The sequence below is a fragment of the Conyzicola sp. genome (assembly GCF_057073975.1).
Genome location: NZ_JBXMIS010000112.1, coordinates 1 through 14994, shown reverse-complemented (window position 1 = coordinate 14994; position 14994 = coordinate 1). Strand labels below are relative to the sequence as shown.

The 14994-nt window shown below is 67.0% G+C and carries 18 protein-coding genes and 1 tRNA gene; 6 read left to right on the top strand and 13 right to left on the bottom strand.

Features of this window, described 5'->3' with window-relative positions; translation table 11 throughout:
- From rplJ to AC14A7_RS10200, 3 genes are all read right to left on the bottom strand, one after another.
- Positions 1 to 334, bottom strand: a 334-nt coding sequence (gene rplJ, locus AC14A7_RS10210; protein ID WP_484008667.1) for a 50S ribosomal protein L10, incomplete at its 3' end; no start/stop codon positions are given.
- Between the two features lie 200 nt (positions 335 to 534).
- Positions 535 to 1977: a sensor histidine kinase gene (locus AC14A7_RS10205; protein ID WP_484008665.1), complete on the bottom strand. Its 1443-nt coding sequence runs from the start codon at positions 1975 to 1977 to the stop codon at positions 535 to 537.
- Complete coding sequence (locus AC14A7_RS10200) at positions 1977 to 2735, bottom strand: response regulator transcription factor (RefSeq protein ID WP_484008663.1); 759 nt, start codon at positions 2733 to 2735, stop codon at positions 1977 to 1979. The genes AC14A7_RS10205 and AC14A7_RS10200 overlap by 1 nt, the downstream gene beginning before the upstream one ends.
- An 84-nt stretch (positions 2736 to 2819) precedes the next feature.
- On the opposite strand from AC14A7_RS10200, the gene AC14A7_RS10195 reads away from it, so the two are divergent.
- Both AC14A7_RS10195 and AC14A7_RS10190 read left to right on the top strand, forming a co-directional pair.
- Positions 2820 to 3434 (top strand): YqaJ viral recombinase family protein, encoded by a 615-nt coding sequence (locus AC14A7_RS10195; RefSeq protein ID WP_484008661.1) that lies wholly within the window; start codon positions 2820 to 2822, stop codon positions 3432 to 3434.
- An 85-nt stretch (positions 3435 to 3519) separates the two neighbouring features.
- On the top strand, positions 3520 to 4485 hold the full coding sequence (locus tag AC14A7_RS10190) for an NADP-dependent oxidoreductase (protein ID WP_484008659.1): 966 nt from the start codon (positions 3520 to 3522) through the stop codon (positions 4483 to 4485).
- Here the strand turns inward: AC14A7_RS10190 and AC14A7_RS10185 are convergent.
- From AC14A7_RS10185 to AC14A7_RS10150, 8 genes are all read right to left on the bottom strand, one after another.
- The gene (locus AC14A7_RS10185; RefSeq protein WP_484008657.1) at positions 4482 to 5018 is read right to left on the bottom strand and encodes a GNAT family N-acetyltransferase; all 537 of its coding nucleotides are present in this window, start codon (positions 5016 to 5018) and stop codon (positions 4482 to 4484) included. The genes AC14A7_RS10190 and AC14A7_RS10185 overlap by 4 nt on opposite strands.
- Entirely contained in the window at positions 5019 to 5540 is a 522-nt protein-coding gene (locus AC14A7_RS10180; RefSeq protein ID WP_484008655.1) for an N-acetyltransferase family protein, read from the bottom strand.
- Positions 5537 to 6100 carry an N-acetyltransferase family protein gene (locus tag AC14A7_RS10175; RefSeq protein ID WP_484008653.1) on the bottom strand — a complete coding sequence of 188 codons (564 nt, stop codon included), beginning with the start codon at positions 6098 to 6100 and terminating at the stop codon, positions 5537 to 5539. The genes AC14A7_RS10180 and AC14A7_RS10175 overlap by 4 nt, the downstream gene beginning before the upstream one ends.
- A 100-nt stretch (positions 6101 to 6200) precedes the next feature.
- A complete protein-coding gene (gene rplA, locus AC14A7_RS10170; protein ID WP_484008651.1) occupies positions 6201 to 6890 on the bottom strand; it encodes a 50S ribosomal protein L1 in 690 nt (229 codons plus the stop codon).
- Positions 6890 to 7321 (bottom strand): 50S ribosomal protein L11, encoded by a 432-nt coding sequence (rplK, locus tag AC14A7_RS10165; protein WP_484008649.1) that lies wholly within the window; start codon positions 7319 to 7321, stop codon positions 6890 to 6892. The genes rplA and rplK overlap by 1 nt, the downstream gene beginning before the upstream one ends.
- A 171-nt stretch (positions 7322 to 7492) precedes the next feature.
- A complete protein-coding gene (gene nusG, locus AC14A7_RS10160) occupies positions 7493 to 8518 on the bottom strand; it encodes a transcription termination/antitermination protein NusG (RefSeq protein ID WP_484008647.1) in 1026 nt (341 codons plus the stop codon).
- A gap of 56 nt (positions 8519 to 8574) precedes the next feature.
- Complete coding sequence (secE, locus tag AC14A7_RS10155; protein WP_484008645.1) at positions 8575 to 8847, bottom strand: preprotein translocase subunit SecE; 273 nt, start codon at positions 8845 to 8847, stop codon at positions 8575 to 8577.
- 75 nt (positions 8848 to 8922) lie between these two features.
- Positions 8923 to 8995 (bottom strand) — tRNA-Trp (locus AC14A7_RS10150).
- 182 nt (positions 8996 to 9177) lie between these two features.
- Between AC14A7_RS10150 and AC14A7_RS10145 the strand changes: the two genes are divergently transcribed.
- Together AC14A7_RS10145 and AC14A7_RS10140 are read left to right on the top strand one after the other, a co-directional pair.
- Complete coding sequence (locus AC14A7_RS10145; protein WP_484008643.1) at positions 9178 to 10371, top strand: pyridoxal phosphate-dependent aminotransferase; 1194 nt, start codon at positions 9178 to 9180, stop codon at positions 10369 to 10371.
- 122 nt (positions 10372 to 10493) lie between these two features.
- Positions 10494 to 11393 carry an endonuclease domain-containing protein gene (locus AC14A7_RS10140; RefSeq protein WP_484008641.1) on the top strand — a complete coding sequence of 300 codons (900 nt, stop codon included), beginning with the start codon at positions 10494 to 10496 and terminating at the stop codon, positions 11391 to 11393.
- Between the two features lie 94 nt (positions 11394 to 11487).
- On the opposite strand, the gene AC14A7_RS10135 is transcribed toward AC14A7_RS10140, so the two are convergent.
- Together AC14A7_RS10135 and AC14A7_RS10130 are read right to left on the bottom strand one after the other, a co-directional pair.
- Positions 11488 to 12114, bottom strand: coding sequence for a LuxR C-terminal-related transcriptional regulator (locus AC14A7_RS10135; RefSeq protein WP_484008639.1), 627 nt, complete (start codon positions 12112 to 12114; stop codon positions 11488 to 11490).
- Entirely contained in the window at positions 12111 to 13244 is a 1134-nt protein-coding gene (locus AC14A7_RS10130; protein ID WP_484008637.1) for an ATP-binding protein, read from the bottom strand. The genes AC14A7_RS10135 and AC14A7_RS10130 overlap by 4 nt, the downstream gene beginning before the upstream one ends.
- Positions 13245 to 13347: 103 nt before the next feature.
- On the opposite strand from AC14A7_RS10130, the gene AC14A7_RS10125 reads away from it, so the two are divergent.
- Together AC14A7_RS10125 and AC14A7_RS10120 are read left to right on the top strand one after the other, a co-directional pair.
- A complete protein-coding gene (locus AC14A7_RS10125) occupies positions 13348 to 14703 on the top strand; it encodes a PspC domain-containing protein (protein WP_484008635.1) in 1356 nt (451 codons plus the stop codon).
- Entirely contained in the window at positions 14700 to 14954 is a 255-nt protein-coding gene (locus AC14A7_RS10120) for a hypothetical protein (RefSeq protein WP_484008633.1), read from the top strand. The genes AC14A7_RS10125 and AC14A7_RS10120 overlap by 4 nt, the downstream gene beginning before the upstream one ends.
- Positions 14955 to 14994: the final 40 nt, after the last annotated feature.

Here is a 14994-nt window from a genome sequence, read left to right as displayed (position 1 = left end):
GGGCGCCATCGAAATAGCCCCCCTTGACCACGAGCAGAGGGTTCGCCTTGGAGAAGTCACGCAGTGCCTTCGCGACGGCGACGGTGTCGCCGTGCACGAACGCGAGCGCGGACGGACCAGCGAGCTGGTCGTCGAACGAGCTGATGCCAGCCTCGTTCGCCGCGATCTTGGTGAGCGTGTTCTTGACGACGGCGTAGGTCGCGTGCTCGCTGATGGACTGGCGCAGGCTCTTGAGCTGCGCCACAGTGAGACCGCGGTACTCGGTCAGCAGAACGGCGTTCGAGTCACGAAACAGGTTCGTGAGCTCGGCGACGGATGCTTCCTTGTTCGCCATGGCACTCCTTGAATAGTTGTCTTTTACTTCAGACGTTCCGGAGCATAAAAAAATGCTCCGGCGCTGGCGCACGGAGCTGATTTCTGTTTCAACAGAAGAAAACTTCACACACCTGCGCGGGCTTCTCTTGCGAGAACTTCGTTCACTCTGCCGAGGCACAGCGAAGACCAGCGGTCTTTGGCTTCGATAAGAGTACGTGACTACGGTGCGATCGGCAAACCGACGGTGAAGGTCGTGCGGCCGGGCTCGCTCGACACCGCAACGGTTCCGCCGTGCGCCTCGACGACCGCCGCGACGATCGCGAGCCCGAGGCCGGTGGAGCCGGCCGCCCGCGAGCGCGAGCTGTCTCCGCGAACGAAGCGCTCGAACAGGGTCGGCTGCAGGTCGGCTGCGATGCCGGGGCCGTCATCCGTGACCGTGATCACCGCGCTCTGGTCTGTGTGCCGAATGGATGCCGTGACCGAGGTTCCCGCCGGGGTGTGGGTTCTCGCGTTGCCGAGCAGGTTGACGAGTACCTGGTGAAGGCGAGGCGCGTCGCCGAGCACGACGACCGGCTCGTCGGGAATGTCGAGCGCCCAGGAGTGGTCTGGCCCCGCGGCCTGCGCGTCGCTGACGGCGTCGACCAGCAGGCCAGTGAGGTCGACCGGGGCAGACTCGAGCTCTCGGCCGTCATCGAGGCGCGCGAGCAGCAGCAGGTCTTCGACGAGGGAGGTCATGCGCACCGACTCCGACTCGATGCGGCCCATCGCCCGCACCACGTCATCGGGAAGCTCGTGTCCGCCACGGCGGGTGAGCTCTGCGTAGCCGCGGATCGAGGCGAGCGGTGTGCGCAGCTCGTGGCTGGCATCCGCCACGAAGGTGCGCACCTTTCGTTCGCTCGCCTCGCGCGCGCTCAGGGCGTTGGCGATGTTGGCGAGCATGTGGTTGATGGCGGCGCCGACCGTGCCGACCTCGGTCGACGGCTGGGCGTCCTCCTCTGGCACGCGAACAGAGAGCGCAACCTCGCCCCGGTCGAGAGGCAGCTCTGCCACGTGGGTCGCGGTGGCGACGACCCGGTCGAGCGGTCGAAGGGCGTAGCGCACGATCGCGGTGCCGCCGATGAGCACGACCACGAGCCCGCCGGCCGCGACGAGGGCGATGACAGTCACCAGCTGCAGCACGGTCGACTCGAGCTCGGCGAGGGGAAGGGCGATGAGGGCGATGTCGTCGCCGTCGGTTGCCGTCGCGGCCGCGCGGTACTCGCCGAGGCTGCCGAGGTCGACCGTGACGGCCGAGCCGTCGGTGGGAACCGATCGCAGTGCAGAGGCCTGCGCCGGGGTGAGCACCGTGGTGCCTAGCTCATCGCCGAGGATCGCGCCCCGAATGCTGCCGTCGTCGATGAAGGCCCCGATCGCTCCCGGCTGCAGCCCAGAGAGCGGGAGGGCCGGGGCGGGGCTGTCGGGGCGCTCTCCGTTGTAGGGCCCATCGGGGCGTTCGACGACGCCCTGGAACCGCGAGGTCGCCGCGGCGAGCTGCTCATCGAGCCGGTCGGTGAGGTAGCCGCGCAGGGCCAGCACGCTCACGAGGCCGATGATGACGCTGAGGATGACGAGCAGGAGCGAGATCGCCGCGATCAGCTGGCGACGGAGGGTCCAGCGGCGCATCACTCCCCCGGCTTCAGCATGTACCCGACGCCGTGCACGGTGTGGATCATGCGCGGCCCGAGGGAGTCGATCTTCTTGCGGAGGTAGGAGATGTAGAGCTCGACAATGCTCGACTTGCCCCCGAAGTCGTAGCGCCAGACCCGGTCGAGGATCTGGCTCTTGCTGAGCACCCGGCGCGGGTTGCGCATGAGGAACCGCAGCAGCTCGAACTCCGTTGCCGTCAGCTCGACGGCCGTGCCGTCACGGGCGACCTCGTAGCTGTCCTCGTCGAGGGTGAGATCGCCGACCTGGATGAAGGAGTCGCTCGACCCACCACTCGTGAGGGCGGCGCGTCGAATGAGTCCGCGCAGCCGGGCAACCAGCTCCTCGAGGCTGAACGGCTTGGTGACGTAGTCGTCGCCCCCGATGGTGAGGCCGGCGATGCGGTCGTCGAGGGCATCCTTCGCCGTCAGGAACAGCACGGGCGTCTGGATGCCGTCGGCACGCAGCCGGGTCAGCACCTGCATGCCGTCGATGTCGGGGAGCATGATGTCGAGAACGATCACGTCGGGGCGAAACTCCCGCGCGAGGGCGAGGGCCTTCTGGCCGTCGGCCGCGATGCGCACATCCCACCCCTCGTAGCGGAGCGCCATCGAGAGAAGGTCGGTCAGGGAGTCCTCGTCGTCGACGACGACCGCGCGGATGGCAGACCCGTCGGCGCGGGTCATGCGCGGCTGCGCGGCCTTCGACGCAGCTGCTGCCGGAGTGTGCTGGCTCATGGTTCGAGTATCCATGCGATTCCTATGGCAATCCTGTGCAGGTCTATGCCTCTGCCGAGCCCATGGCGGGGGGAGAATGGACGCGTGACCTCCGTGCAGCCGACGCTCTCCCTCTGGGATGAGCCGCCTGTCGCGCACACCGATCGGATCGTGGCCCGTGCCAGCGATCGCGTCGCCTGGCTGCGCGCCCGCAGCCGCGGAATCACGGCAACGGATGTCGCCAGGCTCTCGAGCAGATCGGCCCTGCAGGCGGTCGCGATCGACAAGCTCATGGGCTCCAGCTTCAGCGGCAACGCGTTCACCGACCACGGCCGCGCCCGCGAGCCGGAGATCGCCCGCTGGGTGCGAGCGGAGCACCGCATCGAGCCGAGCGACGCGTTGTTCCACGCCGACGGCGAGAAGCTGCACCTGGCGACGCCGGATGGCGTCGCCATGCGGGATGGCAGCCTGGTTCTCGCAGAGATCAAGACGACAAGCTCACCCTGGCGCAGCATCCCGCGCTCCTATCTTCGTCAGGTGTGGTGGCAGCAGTACGTGCTCGGGGCAGAGCGCACCCTGCTGGTCTGGGAGCAGCACCTCGACTTCGTTCCCGTTGCCCCAGAGCCCCAGGTGCGCTGGATCGAGCGCGACGACAACGAGATCCACGTGCTGGTGGGCCTCGCCAACCAGCTCATCGCGCTGCTGCGGCGCGAACGCTGATGTTTTGCACCGAAGTTATCGCGTCGTAACAACGCCGAATCATTGGCCCTCTTTACTTGAGCTACATCGGCAGGGAGGCCACGGAATGAGCACGATGCGCGCCATCATCATGGAGGGCACCGGGGGGCCAGATGTTCTGCAGATCGCCGAAGCCCCGCGCCCGATGCCGGTCAACGCCGAGTTCCTCGTGAAGGTCGTCGCCGCTGGCGTCAACCCGATCGACGCCAAGACGCGCGCGGGTCGCGGCGTGGCAGCAGCGATTCCGTCGTATCCAGCAGTGCTCGGCAACGACTTCAGCGGTGTCGTCGTCTCGTCTCCCTACGAGGGCCACCCGATCAAGCCCGGCGACGAGGTCTACGGCATGGTCACGGTTCCCCGGCAGAGCGGCACCTACGCGGAGTACGTGACCGTGCCTGCCATCAGCCTCACCCGCAAGCCGAAGTCGCTGTCGCACGTCGAGGCCGCCGGGGTTCCGCTCGCCGCCCTCACGGCGTGGGGCATGGTGGTCGAGCTCGGCAAGGCGCACGAGGGCCAGCGGGTGCTCATCCACGCCGGAGCCGGCGGCGTCGGGCACTTCGCGGTTCAGTTCGCGCGGTTCTTCGGCGCATACGTCATCGCCACCGGGTCGACCCGCAACCTCGGCTGGCTGCGGGAGCTCGGTGCCAACGAGGTGGTCGACCACACCTCGGAGCGGTTCGAAGAGGTGCTCGACGACGTGGATGTCGTCATCGACCTCATCGGCAACGTGCACGATACGACCGGCACTCGCTCACTGTCCGTGCTGCGCCCCGGCGGGCTGCTGGTGAACGCGCCGACCGGCAGCTGGGACTCGATGATGGAGGATGCGGCGGTTGCCGGGGTGCGCGCGACACACTACAAGGTCAGCGCCGACGGCTCGACCCTCGCGGTGATCTCCCGACTGCTCGAATCGGGTGACGTGAAGGTCTTCGTCGACCAGGTGTTTTCGCTCGACTCCGCCAGCCGCGCCCACGAGGCACTCGAGACGGGTCACACCCGCGGCAAGATCGTGCTGACCGTCAGCGAGGTCTAGAGGGTCTTCTCGCGAATCAGGTCGGTGAGGGCCGCGGAGCCGACCATGAAGGTCTTCGTTCCGCGCCGCGTGAAGTGGTACCTGTCGTAGAAGCTGTTCGCGCGCGAGTTGTGGTCGGCTACGCCGAGCCATATCGACGCAGCCCCGCTGTCCTTCGCCTCCGCGATCGCCGCGTTCATCAGCGAGTCCGCGAGGCCTGAGCCCTGCCGACCGGCCAGTAGGTAGAACGTGACGAGCTCGACGGTGTTGGGAGTCGAGACGAGGGCGAGCACGTCGGCGTTGCCGGTGCGTTCGAGATTGACCATCGCATAGCCGGCCGGAGTGCCGTTCGCCTCGACGACGAGCAGCCGCAGACTCTCATCGGCCGCATACTCGCGAAACCGCTCGACGGTGAGATGCTCGTCGATGTGCTGCCGCACGTCCTCCGGCGCGGTTCCGACGCACGCGAGAGGGAAGGTGGCGGCCGCGATGAGGTGCAGCATGACGGCGTCAGAGCGGTCAGCCTGGCGCACCTCGACGGCGAGATCGTCCACCTACAGCCGCCTCTCCCTCACGAAGTCGTCTTCCCAGCGCTCACCGACGAGGAACTTCTTCGTGCCGACTCGCACGAACCCGTGCTTCTCGTAGAAGCGATTGGCCTTGACGTTCTCATTATTGACGCCGAGCCAGATTCCCGCAGCGCCCTGTTCGCGCGCCGCGTCGATAGATGCGGTGATCAGCTCACCGGCAAGGCCAGACCCGTGCGCCTGCGCGACCACGTAGCACTTGCTCAGCTCGACCGTCGGGCGCACCGTCACCGCGGCGACGACGTCGGGGTCGGCTGGCTCGCCCGACACGAGCATGGTGTATCCGCTCGGCGTGCCGTTCTGCTCTGCGATGAGCAGCACCCGTGACGGGTCGGCTAGGTATGCGTCGAAGTTGCGCTCGGTAAGGTGAGCGGCGATGAAGGCCTGGATCGACTCCGGCAGGGCATCGGGAGGGCAGGCGAGGGGGAAGGTGGCGGCGGCGAGCGCTGCGAGTGCTGCCGCATCCGCTGCCGTTGCTCTTCTGATCACGCGAGCACCAGCTCGCGCACGAGGTCTTCCTCTGAGCTGTCTGCGATGGGGAAGGTTCTCGACCCCCGACGCTCGAAGCCGTACCGGTCGTAGAAGGCATTCGCTCTGTCGTTGCGCTGACCGACGCTGAGCCACAGCGTCGCCGCACCGTGCTCTCGCGCCTCCTCCAGCACTGCTCGCATGAGGTCGTCGGCGAGACCAGAGCCGTGTCGACCGGCGAGCAGGTAGAACTTGTCGAGCTCGACCGACGGTGAAGCACTCAGGTAGGGGCGCACCTCGGCGTCCCGTGTCTCCACCAGGTTGAGCAGGGCGTACCCGGCGGGGGTGCCGTTGACCTCCGCAATGAACAGGCTGGTGTCGGGCGACGTCAGGTGCCGCCGGAACCGCTCGACAGAGAGGTTCTCGTCGATGTAGGCGGCGATGGATGATGCGGGCGTCTCTGGAAGACAGGCGAGCGGAAACGTCGCGGCGGCGATCAGGTGCAGCGAGACGGCGTCACCCGCGCGCGCCGGACGAACGACGAAGGCCACGACGTGGTCGTTTCTCGACTCTGGGCTCATCACAGCTCTCGTTCGCGCGGACGGTACCTCAATAGAAGCAGAACTCAATAAAAGCAGAAGAGGGGCCCGCTTTCGCGAGCCCCTCCCTGATGTGACCTACTTAGATGGCGTTGACATCAACCGGGATGCCAGGGCCGAAGGTCGTCGAAACGGTCGCCTTCGTGATGTAGCGGCCCTTCGAGCTCGACGGCTTGGAGCGCACGATCTCGTCGAGTGCTGCCTTGATGTTCTCGGCGAGCTGCTCCTCGGAGAAGGAGGCCTTGCCTGCGACGAAGTGCACGTTGGAGTGCTTGTCGACGCGGAACTCGATCTTTCCGCCCTTGATGTCGGAGACAGCCTTGGCGGTGTCCTGGGTGACCGTACCGGTCTTCGGGTTCGGCATGAGGCCACGCGGGCCGAGCACCTTGCCGAGACGGCCGACCTGGCCCATGAGCTCCGGGGTCGAGACGGCGGCGTCGAATGCGGTGTAGCCGCCAGCCACCTTGTCGATGAGCTCTGCTCCACCGACCTCGTCAGCGCCAGCCGCGATAGCGGCCTCTGCTGCCGGACCCGTGGCGAACACGATGACGCGAGCGGTCTTGCCGGTGCCGTGGGGCAGGATGACGGTGCCGCGCACCATCTGGTCTGCCTTGCGCGGGTCGACACCGAGCTTGAGGGCGACCTCAATGGTGGAGTCGAACTTGGCGGAGCCCGTCACGCGCGCGACGTTGACTGCCTCGCTCGGAGTGTAGAAACGACCCTCTTCGATCTTCTCGAGAGCGGCCTTGTATGCCTTGGAGTTCTTAGCCATTATGCGTCCACCGTGATTCCCATGGAGCGAGCGGTGCCCGCGATGATCTTCATTGCGCCCTCGACGTCGTTGGCGTTGAGGTCGACCATCTTCTGCTCGGCGATTGCGCGAACCTGGTCCTTGGTGAGCTTCGCGACCTTCACGGTGTGAGGAGTCGACGAGCCCTTGGAGACGCCAGCGGCCTTCTTGATGAGCTCTGCTGCCGGCGGGGTCTTGAGGATGAACGTGAACGAGCGGTCCTCGTAGACGGTGATCTCGACCGGGATGACGTTGCCACGCTGGGCTTCGGTCGCCGCGTTGTAGGCCTTGCAGAACTCCATGATGTTAACGCCGTGCTGACCGAGGGCCGGGCCGATTGGCGGGGCTGGGTTGGCGGCGCCGGCCTGGATCTGAAGCTTAATCAGACCTGTGACCTTCTTCTTCGGTGCCATTTCTTCTTCTTTCTATTCGAACGGGCCGAGGCCCACTCTCCCTACATCCCGAATGGATGCGGTGGTCTATTGGATTGCTCGTTAGGCAACCTTGCTACTTTAGCCGATCTGCAGCGCGACCGCGATCGTGCTGCGGAGCGGACGACGCACGCCGCAGGAGCGGCGGCGTGCCTATTGTTTGGTGACCTGGTCGAAGCTGAGCTCGACCGGGGTCTCGCGCTCGAAGAGCGAGACGAGCACAGTGAGCTTGCCGCTCTCCGGCTTGATCTCGCTGATCGAGCCGGGAAGGCCAGCGAACGAGCCCTCCTTGATCGTGATGGTCTCGCCGATCTCGAAGTCGACCTCGGTCGGGATGACCCGCGAGGTGGACTTGCCCTTTGTGGCAGAGCCCTTGGCTGCGGGGGCCTCGACGACCTGCACGAGGCTCTTCAGCATGTCGAAGGCCTCGTTGAAGCGAAGCGGCGTCGGGTTGTGGGAGTTGCCGACGAATCCGGTCACACCGGGGGTGTGGCGAACGACCGACCAGCTGTCTTCGTTGAGGTCCATGCGAACGAGCACGTAGCCGGGGATGCGAACGCGGTTGACCAGCTTGCGCTGTCCGTTCTTGATCTCGACGACATCCTCCATCGGCACCTGCACCTCGAAGACGTAGTCCTCCATGGTCAGGGAGACCTTGCGGTTCTCGATGTTGGACTTCACGCGCTTCTCGAACCCGGCGTAGGAGTGGATGACGTACCACTTGCCCGGCTTGGCGCGCAGCTCGTTCTTGAACGCCTCGTAGGGGTCGACCTCCTCTGCCTCTGCGGCAGCCTCGTCGGTCTCCTCGTCGTCGCCGAGCTCTGGTCCGTCGTACGGCGTGACGTCTGGCTCTTCGAGGGCCTCTTCCTCTGCCTCGATGTCGGCCTCGTCCTGCGCGGCGGCGACAGAGGCGTTGGCCTCCTCGAGCGAGTCGACGTCGAGAGCGTCGTCGATGACCTTGTCGGCCTCTGGATCGGTGGCGGCGTCGAGGGCTGCGAGCAGGGCAGCGAGGTCCTCGTCACCCGTCGAGTCGCCCTCGATGTGGATCGCCGCGTGCTCAGCCGAGTCGACCGAGTGCTCGTCTTCCGACAGCGAGTTGCCCTCCTGGCTCTCGTCCTCCTCGGAGGACTGCTCTGCTGCCGTCGCGAGGTCGATGTCGTCGCGGTGGTTCTCAGTCACGTAAATCTTCTTCCGTATGTGGTGCCGTAGCGGCGATGGCCGCGAAAAGTCGTTAGTTAGGCCGGATCGGCGAACACGAAGTTGACGATGAGGGCGTTGATCCAGTCGAGGCCGCCCACGAGCGCCATCATGATGACGACGAACACGAGCACGACGAGCGTGAACGTGAAGAGCTCACGACGCGTCGGGGTGACGACCTTGCGCAGCTCGGCGAACACCTGGCGAATGAACAGGCTGAAGCGCCCGAGGGGACCGCGCTTCTGGGCGCGCTCCTTGCGGGCGTTGGCGACGACATCCTCGCTCGGCTCGTCGATAACCTTCTTAGCCACTTTCACTACCTTCCGACATCTCGTCGATGCGATCTGCGTCGTTCTGGCCTGCCGGCACTGTGTGTACCGGACTTGCAGGGCGGACAGGACTCGAACCTGCAACCTGCGGTTTTGGAGACCGCTGCTCTACCAATTGAGCCACCGCCCTATGCGGTGTTGTACCACCGAGCTCATTTCTGCCGAGCTCATTTCTGCATAGCTGTGTCACGTCGTGATGCCGGGGATTGACCCTGATCGAGGGCATGACAAAGCTTGGCAGATTTCAACTACCTAGACGAGTGTAAGCCATCTGTGGCCAACGCCAAATGCGTTGGACTTAAGATTGGATGCGTGCCAGGTACCTCATCCAGAATATCGTCCAGGATCGCCGCGATCGCCGAGTCGGCAACACTCAAGGTGGATGCCAAGGCCAAGGCCCTGCAGGCGGCCGGTCGTCCCGTCATCAGCTACGCCGCCGGCGAGCCGGATTTCTCGACCCCGGCGCACATCGTCGAGGCGGCATCCGCCGCGGTGCTCGACCCCAAGAACTACCGCTACACGCCGGCAGCCGGACTGCCAGACCTTCGCGCGGCGATCGCAGAGAAGACGGCCCGCGACTCCGGCTGGGCGGTCGACGCCTCGCAGGTGATCGTGACCAACGGCGGCAAGCAGGCCGTGTACCAGTCGTTCGCGACCCTGCTCGATGACGGCGACGAGGCCATCCTCCCCGCCCCCTACTGGACGACGTACCCCGAGGCCGTCAAGCTCGCGGGAGGCGTTCCCGTCGAGGTCTTCGCGGGAGCCGACCAGGACTACCTCGTGACCGTCGAGCAGTTGGAGGCGGCTCGCACCCCGCGCACCAAGGTGCTGCTGTTCGTGTCCCCCTCGAACCCGACCGGTGCCGTGTACTCGCTCGAGCAGACGCGCGCGATCGGCGAGTGGGCCCTCGAGCACGGCATCTGGGTCATCGCCGACGAGATCTATCAGAACCTCGTCTACGACGGGCTCAGGGCCGTGTCCATCGTCGAGGCGGTGCCGGCACTCGCCGACCAGACGATCCTCGTCAACGGCGTCGCGAAGACGTACGCCATGACCGGCTGGCGCCTCGGCTGGATGGTGGGACCAGCCGACGCGATCAAGGCGGCGGCGAACCTGCAGTCGCACCTCTCATCCAACGTCTCCAACATCTCGCAGAAGGCGGCGCTCGAGGCGCTCACCGGACCGCAGGATGAGGTGCTCGTCATGCGCGACGCGTTCGAGCGCCGCCGCAACGCGATCGTCGCCGGGCTCAACCAGATCGACGGCGTGGTGTGCCCGACGCCGGAGGGGGCGTTCTACGTCTACCCCGATGTGACAGCGCTCATGGCGCGCCTTGGCATCGCGACCTCGCTCGAACTGGCCGACTACATCCTCGAGAAGGCAGAGGTTGCGGTCGTGCCTGGCGAGGCGTTCGGTCCATCCGGCTACCTGCGGCTGTCGTACGCCCTCGGCGACGACGCCTTGGCAGAGGGTGTTGCGCGGCTGCAGAGGCTGTTCGCGGTCTGAGTCGGGGAGCCGTCGCCTCCGAGTTGTGCCAAATCCTCCTTCCCACTCGTGGCGAAGGAGGATTTCGCACAATTGGAGCACGGGCGGCTGCGGGCGGAGGTCGTGGAGGGCAGCATCCCTGCATGCATCCACGTATTCCGTTGCCGCCGCAGTTCACCGGGTCACCCTTTCGTCGTGCTCGCGCCATCGAAGCGGGTATCGGAAAGAAGCGGCTAGAAGGCACGGACCTCCAGCGACCGTTTCATGGAGTGCGCCACCCCTCACCACGGCAGCTCGACCTCGAGGGACTGTGCCAGAGCTATCAAGAATGGATGCCCAACGCGGCCTTCTTTCACTCGATTACGGCAGCGATGATCATGGGCCTGCCCATCCCCATTCGGCTTGAGCACGATCGTCCACTTCACGTTGCAATCGCCTCACCGGCCACCGCGCCTCGGGGTCGTGGGGTCGTTGGGCACAGCGTCCGCCTCATGGGAGGCGACTGGCAGCTCTGGCACGCACTTCGGGTGAGCACACCCGAGCGAACCTTCTGCGATCTTGCAGCGACGCTCACGCTGCCCGATCTTGTCGCGGTTGGGGACCACATCATCCATCATCAGCAACCGTTGCGCACGCTGAGCTGTCTCGAGGATGCAGTGAATCGGTACCACGGAGGACGCGGCCGAGCGCGGCTGACCGCAGCGCTGCCCCTGCTGGAGACGCGTGCGGAATCACCGCAGGAGTCGAGGATGCGCGTCATTCTCGTGCTCGCCGGAATCGAGGGGTTCCGCGTCAATCACTGGACCAGCGTGGACGGCAGGGACTACCGCATCGACGTCGCATTCGTCGACTGCTTGCTCGCGCTCGAGTATCAGGGCGACCACCATCGAGACAAGGCCCAGTGGAGAAAGGACATGTCGCGCGACACCGCTCTTGCCAGCGTGAATTGGCTCACCCTGTACTTTAACGCCGATGACCTTGTAGAGCCCGAGCGAGTCGTTGCGACCATCCGTCGGGTGCTTGCACAACGCCGCGCTCGCTGAATCGCCACCGAGTTGTGCCAAATCCTCCTTCGCCAAGCGCGGGAAGGTGGATTTGGCACAAGTGGGGCGCGTGACCCCGGGATGACGCGAACGCCTAGAGCAGCTTGCGCGCGTGCGCCCACGACGTGAGCTCGTGCCGCGACGACAGCTGGAGCTTGCGCAGCACCGCCGAGACATGGGTCTCGACGGTCTTTACCGAGATGAAGAGGTCGGCGGCGACCTCCTTGTAGGCGTGGCCGCGAGCGATGAGGCGCATGACCTCCTGCTCGCGCGCCGACAGGCGGTCGAGCTCCTCGTCGGAGACGGCCTGCTCGCCGGAGACGGCGCCGAAGGCGTCGAGCACGAATCCGGCGAGGCGAGGGCTGAACACCGCGTCGCCGCCCGCGACGGCGCGGACTGCCGCAGAGACCTCTGCGCCCGACGAGCCCTTGGTGATGTAGCCGCGGGCTCCTGCGCGGATGACGCCGACGACATCCTCAGCGCTGTCCGAGACGCTCAGCGCGAGATACCTCGGCCCGGGGGCACCGGCTATGACGAGTGCGCCGTTGCCGTCGGGCAGGTGCACGTCGAGCAGCACGACCTCGGGCGAGGTCGCCGTGATCAGCTGGATCGCCGTCGACACGGAGGCCGCCTCGCCGAGCACCTCGAGGTCGTCGTCGAGGTCGGCGCGCAGTCCAGAGCGGAAGATGGAGTGGTCGTCGATGATGACAACGGTGGTCATGCGAGCTCCCAGTGCAGATGGACCTCGGTGCCGGGCCCGAGGTTGCGAACGGTCGCGTGGCCTCCCGCGCGCTCCATCCGCCCGATGATGGACTCCCGGATGCCGAGCCGGTCGGCAGGCAGCGCCGTGACGTCGAAGCCGATACCACGGTCGCGCACGAACACGTCGACGGCCTCGGCCGAGCTCTCGATGTAGACCGACACCGTGCCCCCTGCGTGCTTCGCCGCGTTGAGCATGGCCTCGCGCGCCGCAGCGACAACCGAGGGGTGGCCGGTGATGAACGACCCGGTGGAGACGACGTCGATGCGCACGGCGTAGTCGAGCTCGATGCCGGCCGCGAGGTTCTGCAGCTCAGCGGCGAGATCGTCGACCGCCGGGGCGTCGCCCGCGAAGAGCCAGTCGCGCAGCTCGCGCTCCTGTGCGCGCGCGATGCGGGCGACCTCGCTGGCGGGATCGGCCCTGTTCTGGATGAGGGCGAGCGTCTGCAGCACCGAGTCGTGCAGGTGGGCGGCGATCTCTGCGCGCTGCAGCTCGCGAACGCGGGCGGCCCGCTGCGCGAGCAGGTCGGTCCAGAGCTGCACGATGAACGGGGCGACGACGACTGCGACGGCGCCGACGAGCATTCCGACCGCGACGACGGCCGCGAGCGCGGTCGGGCGTGACAGCAGCGCGACACTGCCGGCGAGCAGCAGCAACCCGACGGCGATGAGCCGGATGCGCAGCCCCTGCCGCCGAGAGCGGCCAGGGTCGGTGCGGTCGAAGCCGAGGGTCCAGGCGACCGCGGCCCCGCACAGCAGGAGCACGACGAGCAGCCAGCCCACGACGGAGTCGAGCCGCGCGGTGGCCAGCACGACGACGGTTGCGGCCGCGGCGAGTGCAACGAGGATGACGGCGACCGGCGCGGAGCGCGTGACGGGCTGCGCGTCATCCGTGTCGTCCTCCAGCGGCACGAGCGCCCACAGCCACGCATAGAACAGGATGCCCGCCCCGGCGGCGAGCGACGCGAGCACGAACAGGAGGCGCGTGCGCTGCACGTCCCAGCCGAGGTGAAGCGCAAGACCCGTACTCACGCCACCGAGCACGGCCGCGCGCTGGCGGCGCAGCGCGGGGCGGATGGCAGCGGTCGTCACCCTTGAATCCAAGCACGACTCCGCGCACCCGTGGCCGAAACCGGGGTCGGATCAGGGTCTCCCCTGATAGCCGGAGCCGTGTCGCCAGCGGCACTATCGAGTCATGGCAAAGACCACAGAACCTGAGAGCCCGGAGAGCACCGGCACCCGCACTCCCGGCACCGGCGACCGCTTCTTCGGCTGGATGCGCTCGCTGGGCGTCCAGCGCGAGCCGGGCTGGATCGGCGGCGTCGCCGCCGGTGTCGGCCTTCGCCTCGGCATCGATCCGCTGATCGTGCGCGGAATCCTCGTCGTCGTCGCGATCTTCGGCGGCCCCGCGCTGCTCGTCTACGCGGCGGCGTGGCTGCTGCTTCCCGACTCCAGCAACAAGATCCACCTCGAGCAGCTCATCGCCGGACGGTACGAGTCGGCCATCGCCGGCATCGGCGCGATGGTGCTGCTGTCCCTGCTGCCACTGAGCCAGGGCTTCTGGTTCGCGGGCGCCGGCTTCTGGGGCGAGCCCGACTGGGGTGTCGGCTTCGGGCGTGCGATCTGGATCCTCGCGATCCTCGCGTCGGCGGTCTGGTTCGTCATCTGGCTGGCCCGGCGGCAGAACGGCCCCACGTCGTCGACCCCGACCCCTCCCCCGGCGGGGGCGCCGACGGAGCAGTTCGCCGCATGGCGTGAGCAGCAGGCGGCGTGGAAGGCAGAGAACGCGGCCTTCCGTCGCGATGAGGCGGCGGCGAAGGCCGATGCCTGGCAGGCCCAGCACCTCGCGAACCGGCAGGAGCAGGCCCGCCTGCGTGCGGAGCGTGCGGAGGAGTACCGCCGCGGCAACCCCCACCCCCTGTTCAGCCTCGTCGTGATCGGCCTCGGGCTCATCGCCGGCGGGCTCACCTGGCTCACGGTCGGCGGCGGCGAGCTCGAGTTCGCGGCTATCGTCAGCGGCGCGGCAGTGCTGCTCGCGGTGCTGGCCCTCGGAGTCATCGCCAACGGCGTGCGCGGCAAACGGGCCGGAGGGGCCGGCGGCCTCGCCGGGTTCGTCGTGACGCCACTGATCTTCATCATCCTCATCGCGCAGGTCACCAACGCGGAGTGGGGCAGCGGTGGTCTCTTCGCGCCGACCGACGGCGGGTCTCGCCTGCCAGACGTGTACCTCGTCGGTGCAGGCGACGTCGAGCTCGACCTCACCGACTACTACGACGGAGCACAGAACCAGGGCTCGGGCACCGACCGGGTCTACGTGCTGGCCGGATCCTCCGACGTCGAGGTTCTGCTGCCCGAGGGTCACTCCGTGCTCGTCGACACCCACATCGGCGCCGGCGAGGTCTACCTCGTCGACGCCGACGGAAACCGTGAGTCGTTCGGCGACAACGAGTATTTGCGCGACACCGATGGCACACCGGAGCTCGAAGTGCGGGTGTACGTCGGCGAGGGCTCCGTCACTATCGCAGAACCAGAGAACGAGGAGACACGATGAGCACCGACAACCAGAACCGGATGGCCGGCGGCACGATCGCGTGGGGCGTCGTGCTGCTGCTGATCGCCGCGGCATCCTTCGCCATCGTCGTCTTCGACGTCTCGACGATCACCCCGGCGGTGATCGGCTGGGCGGTCGTTGCCCTCGGTGCCCTGCTCGTGGTCGCCGCCGTCGTCGGGGTTGTCGCGCGGGCGGTGCGGCCGCAGGAGCACACGAGCAGGCCAGCCGAGGGGGATCAACCGATCGGTTGACCCGCAACCCACCGGTGCACGGCTGCCATTCGGCGCCGTG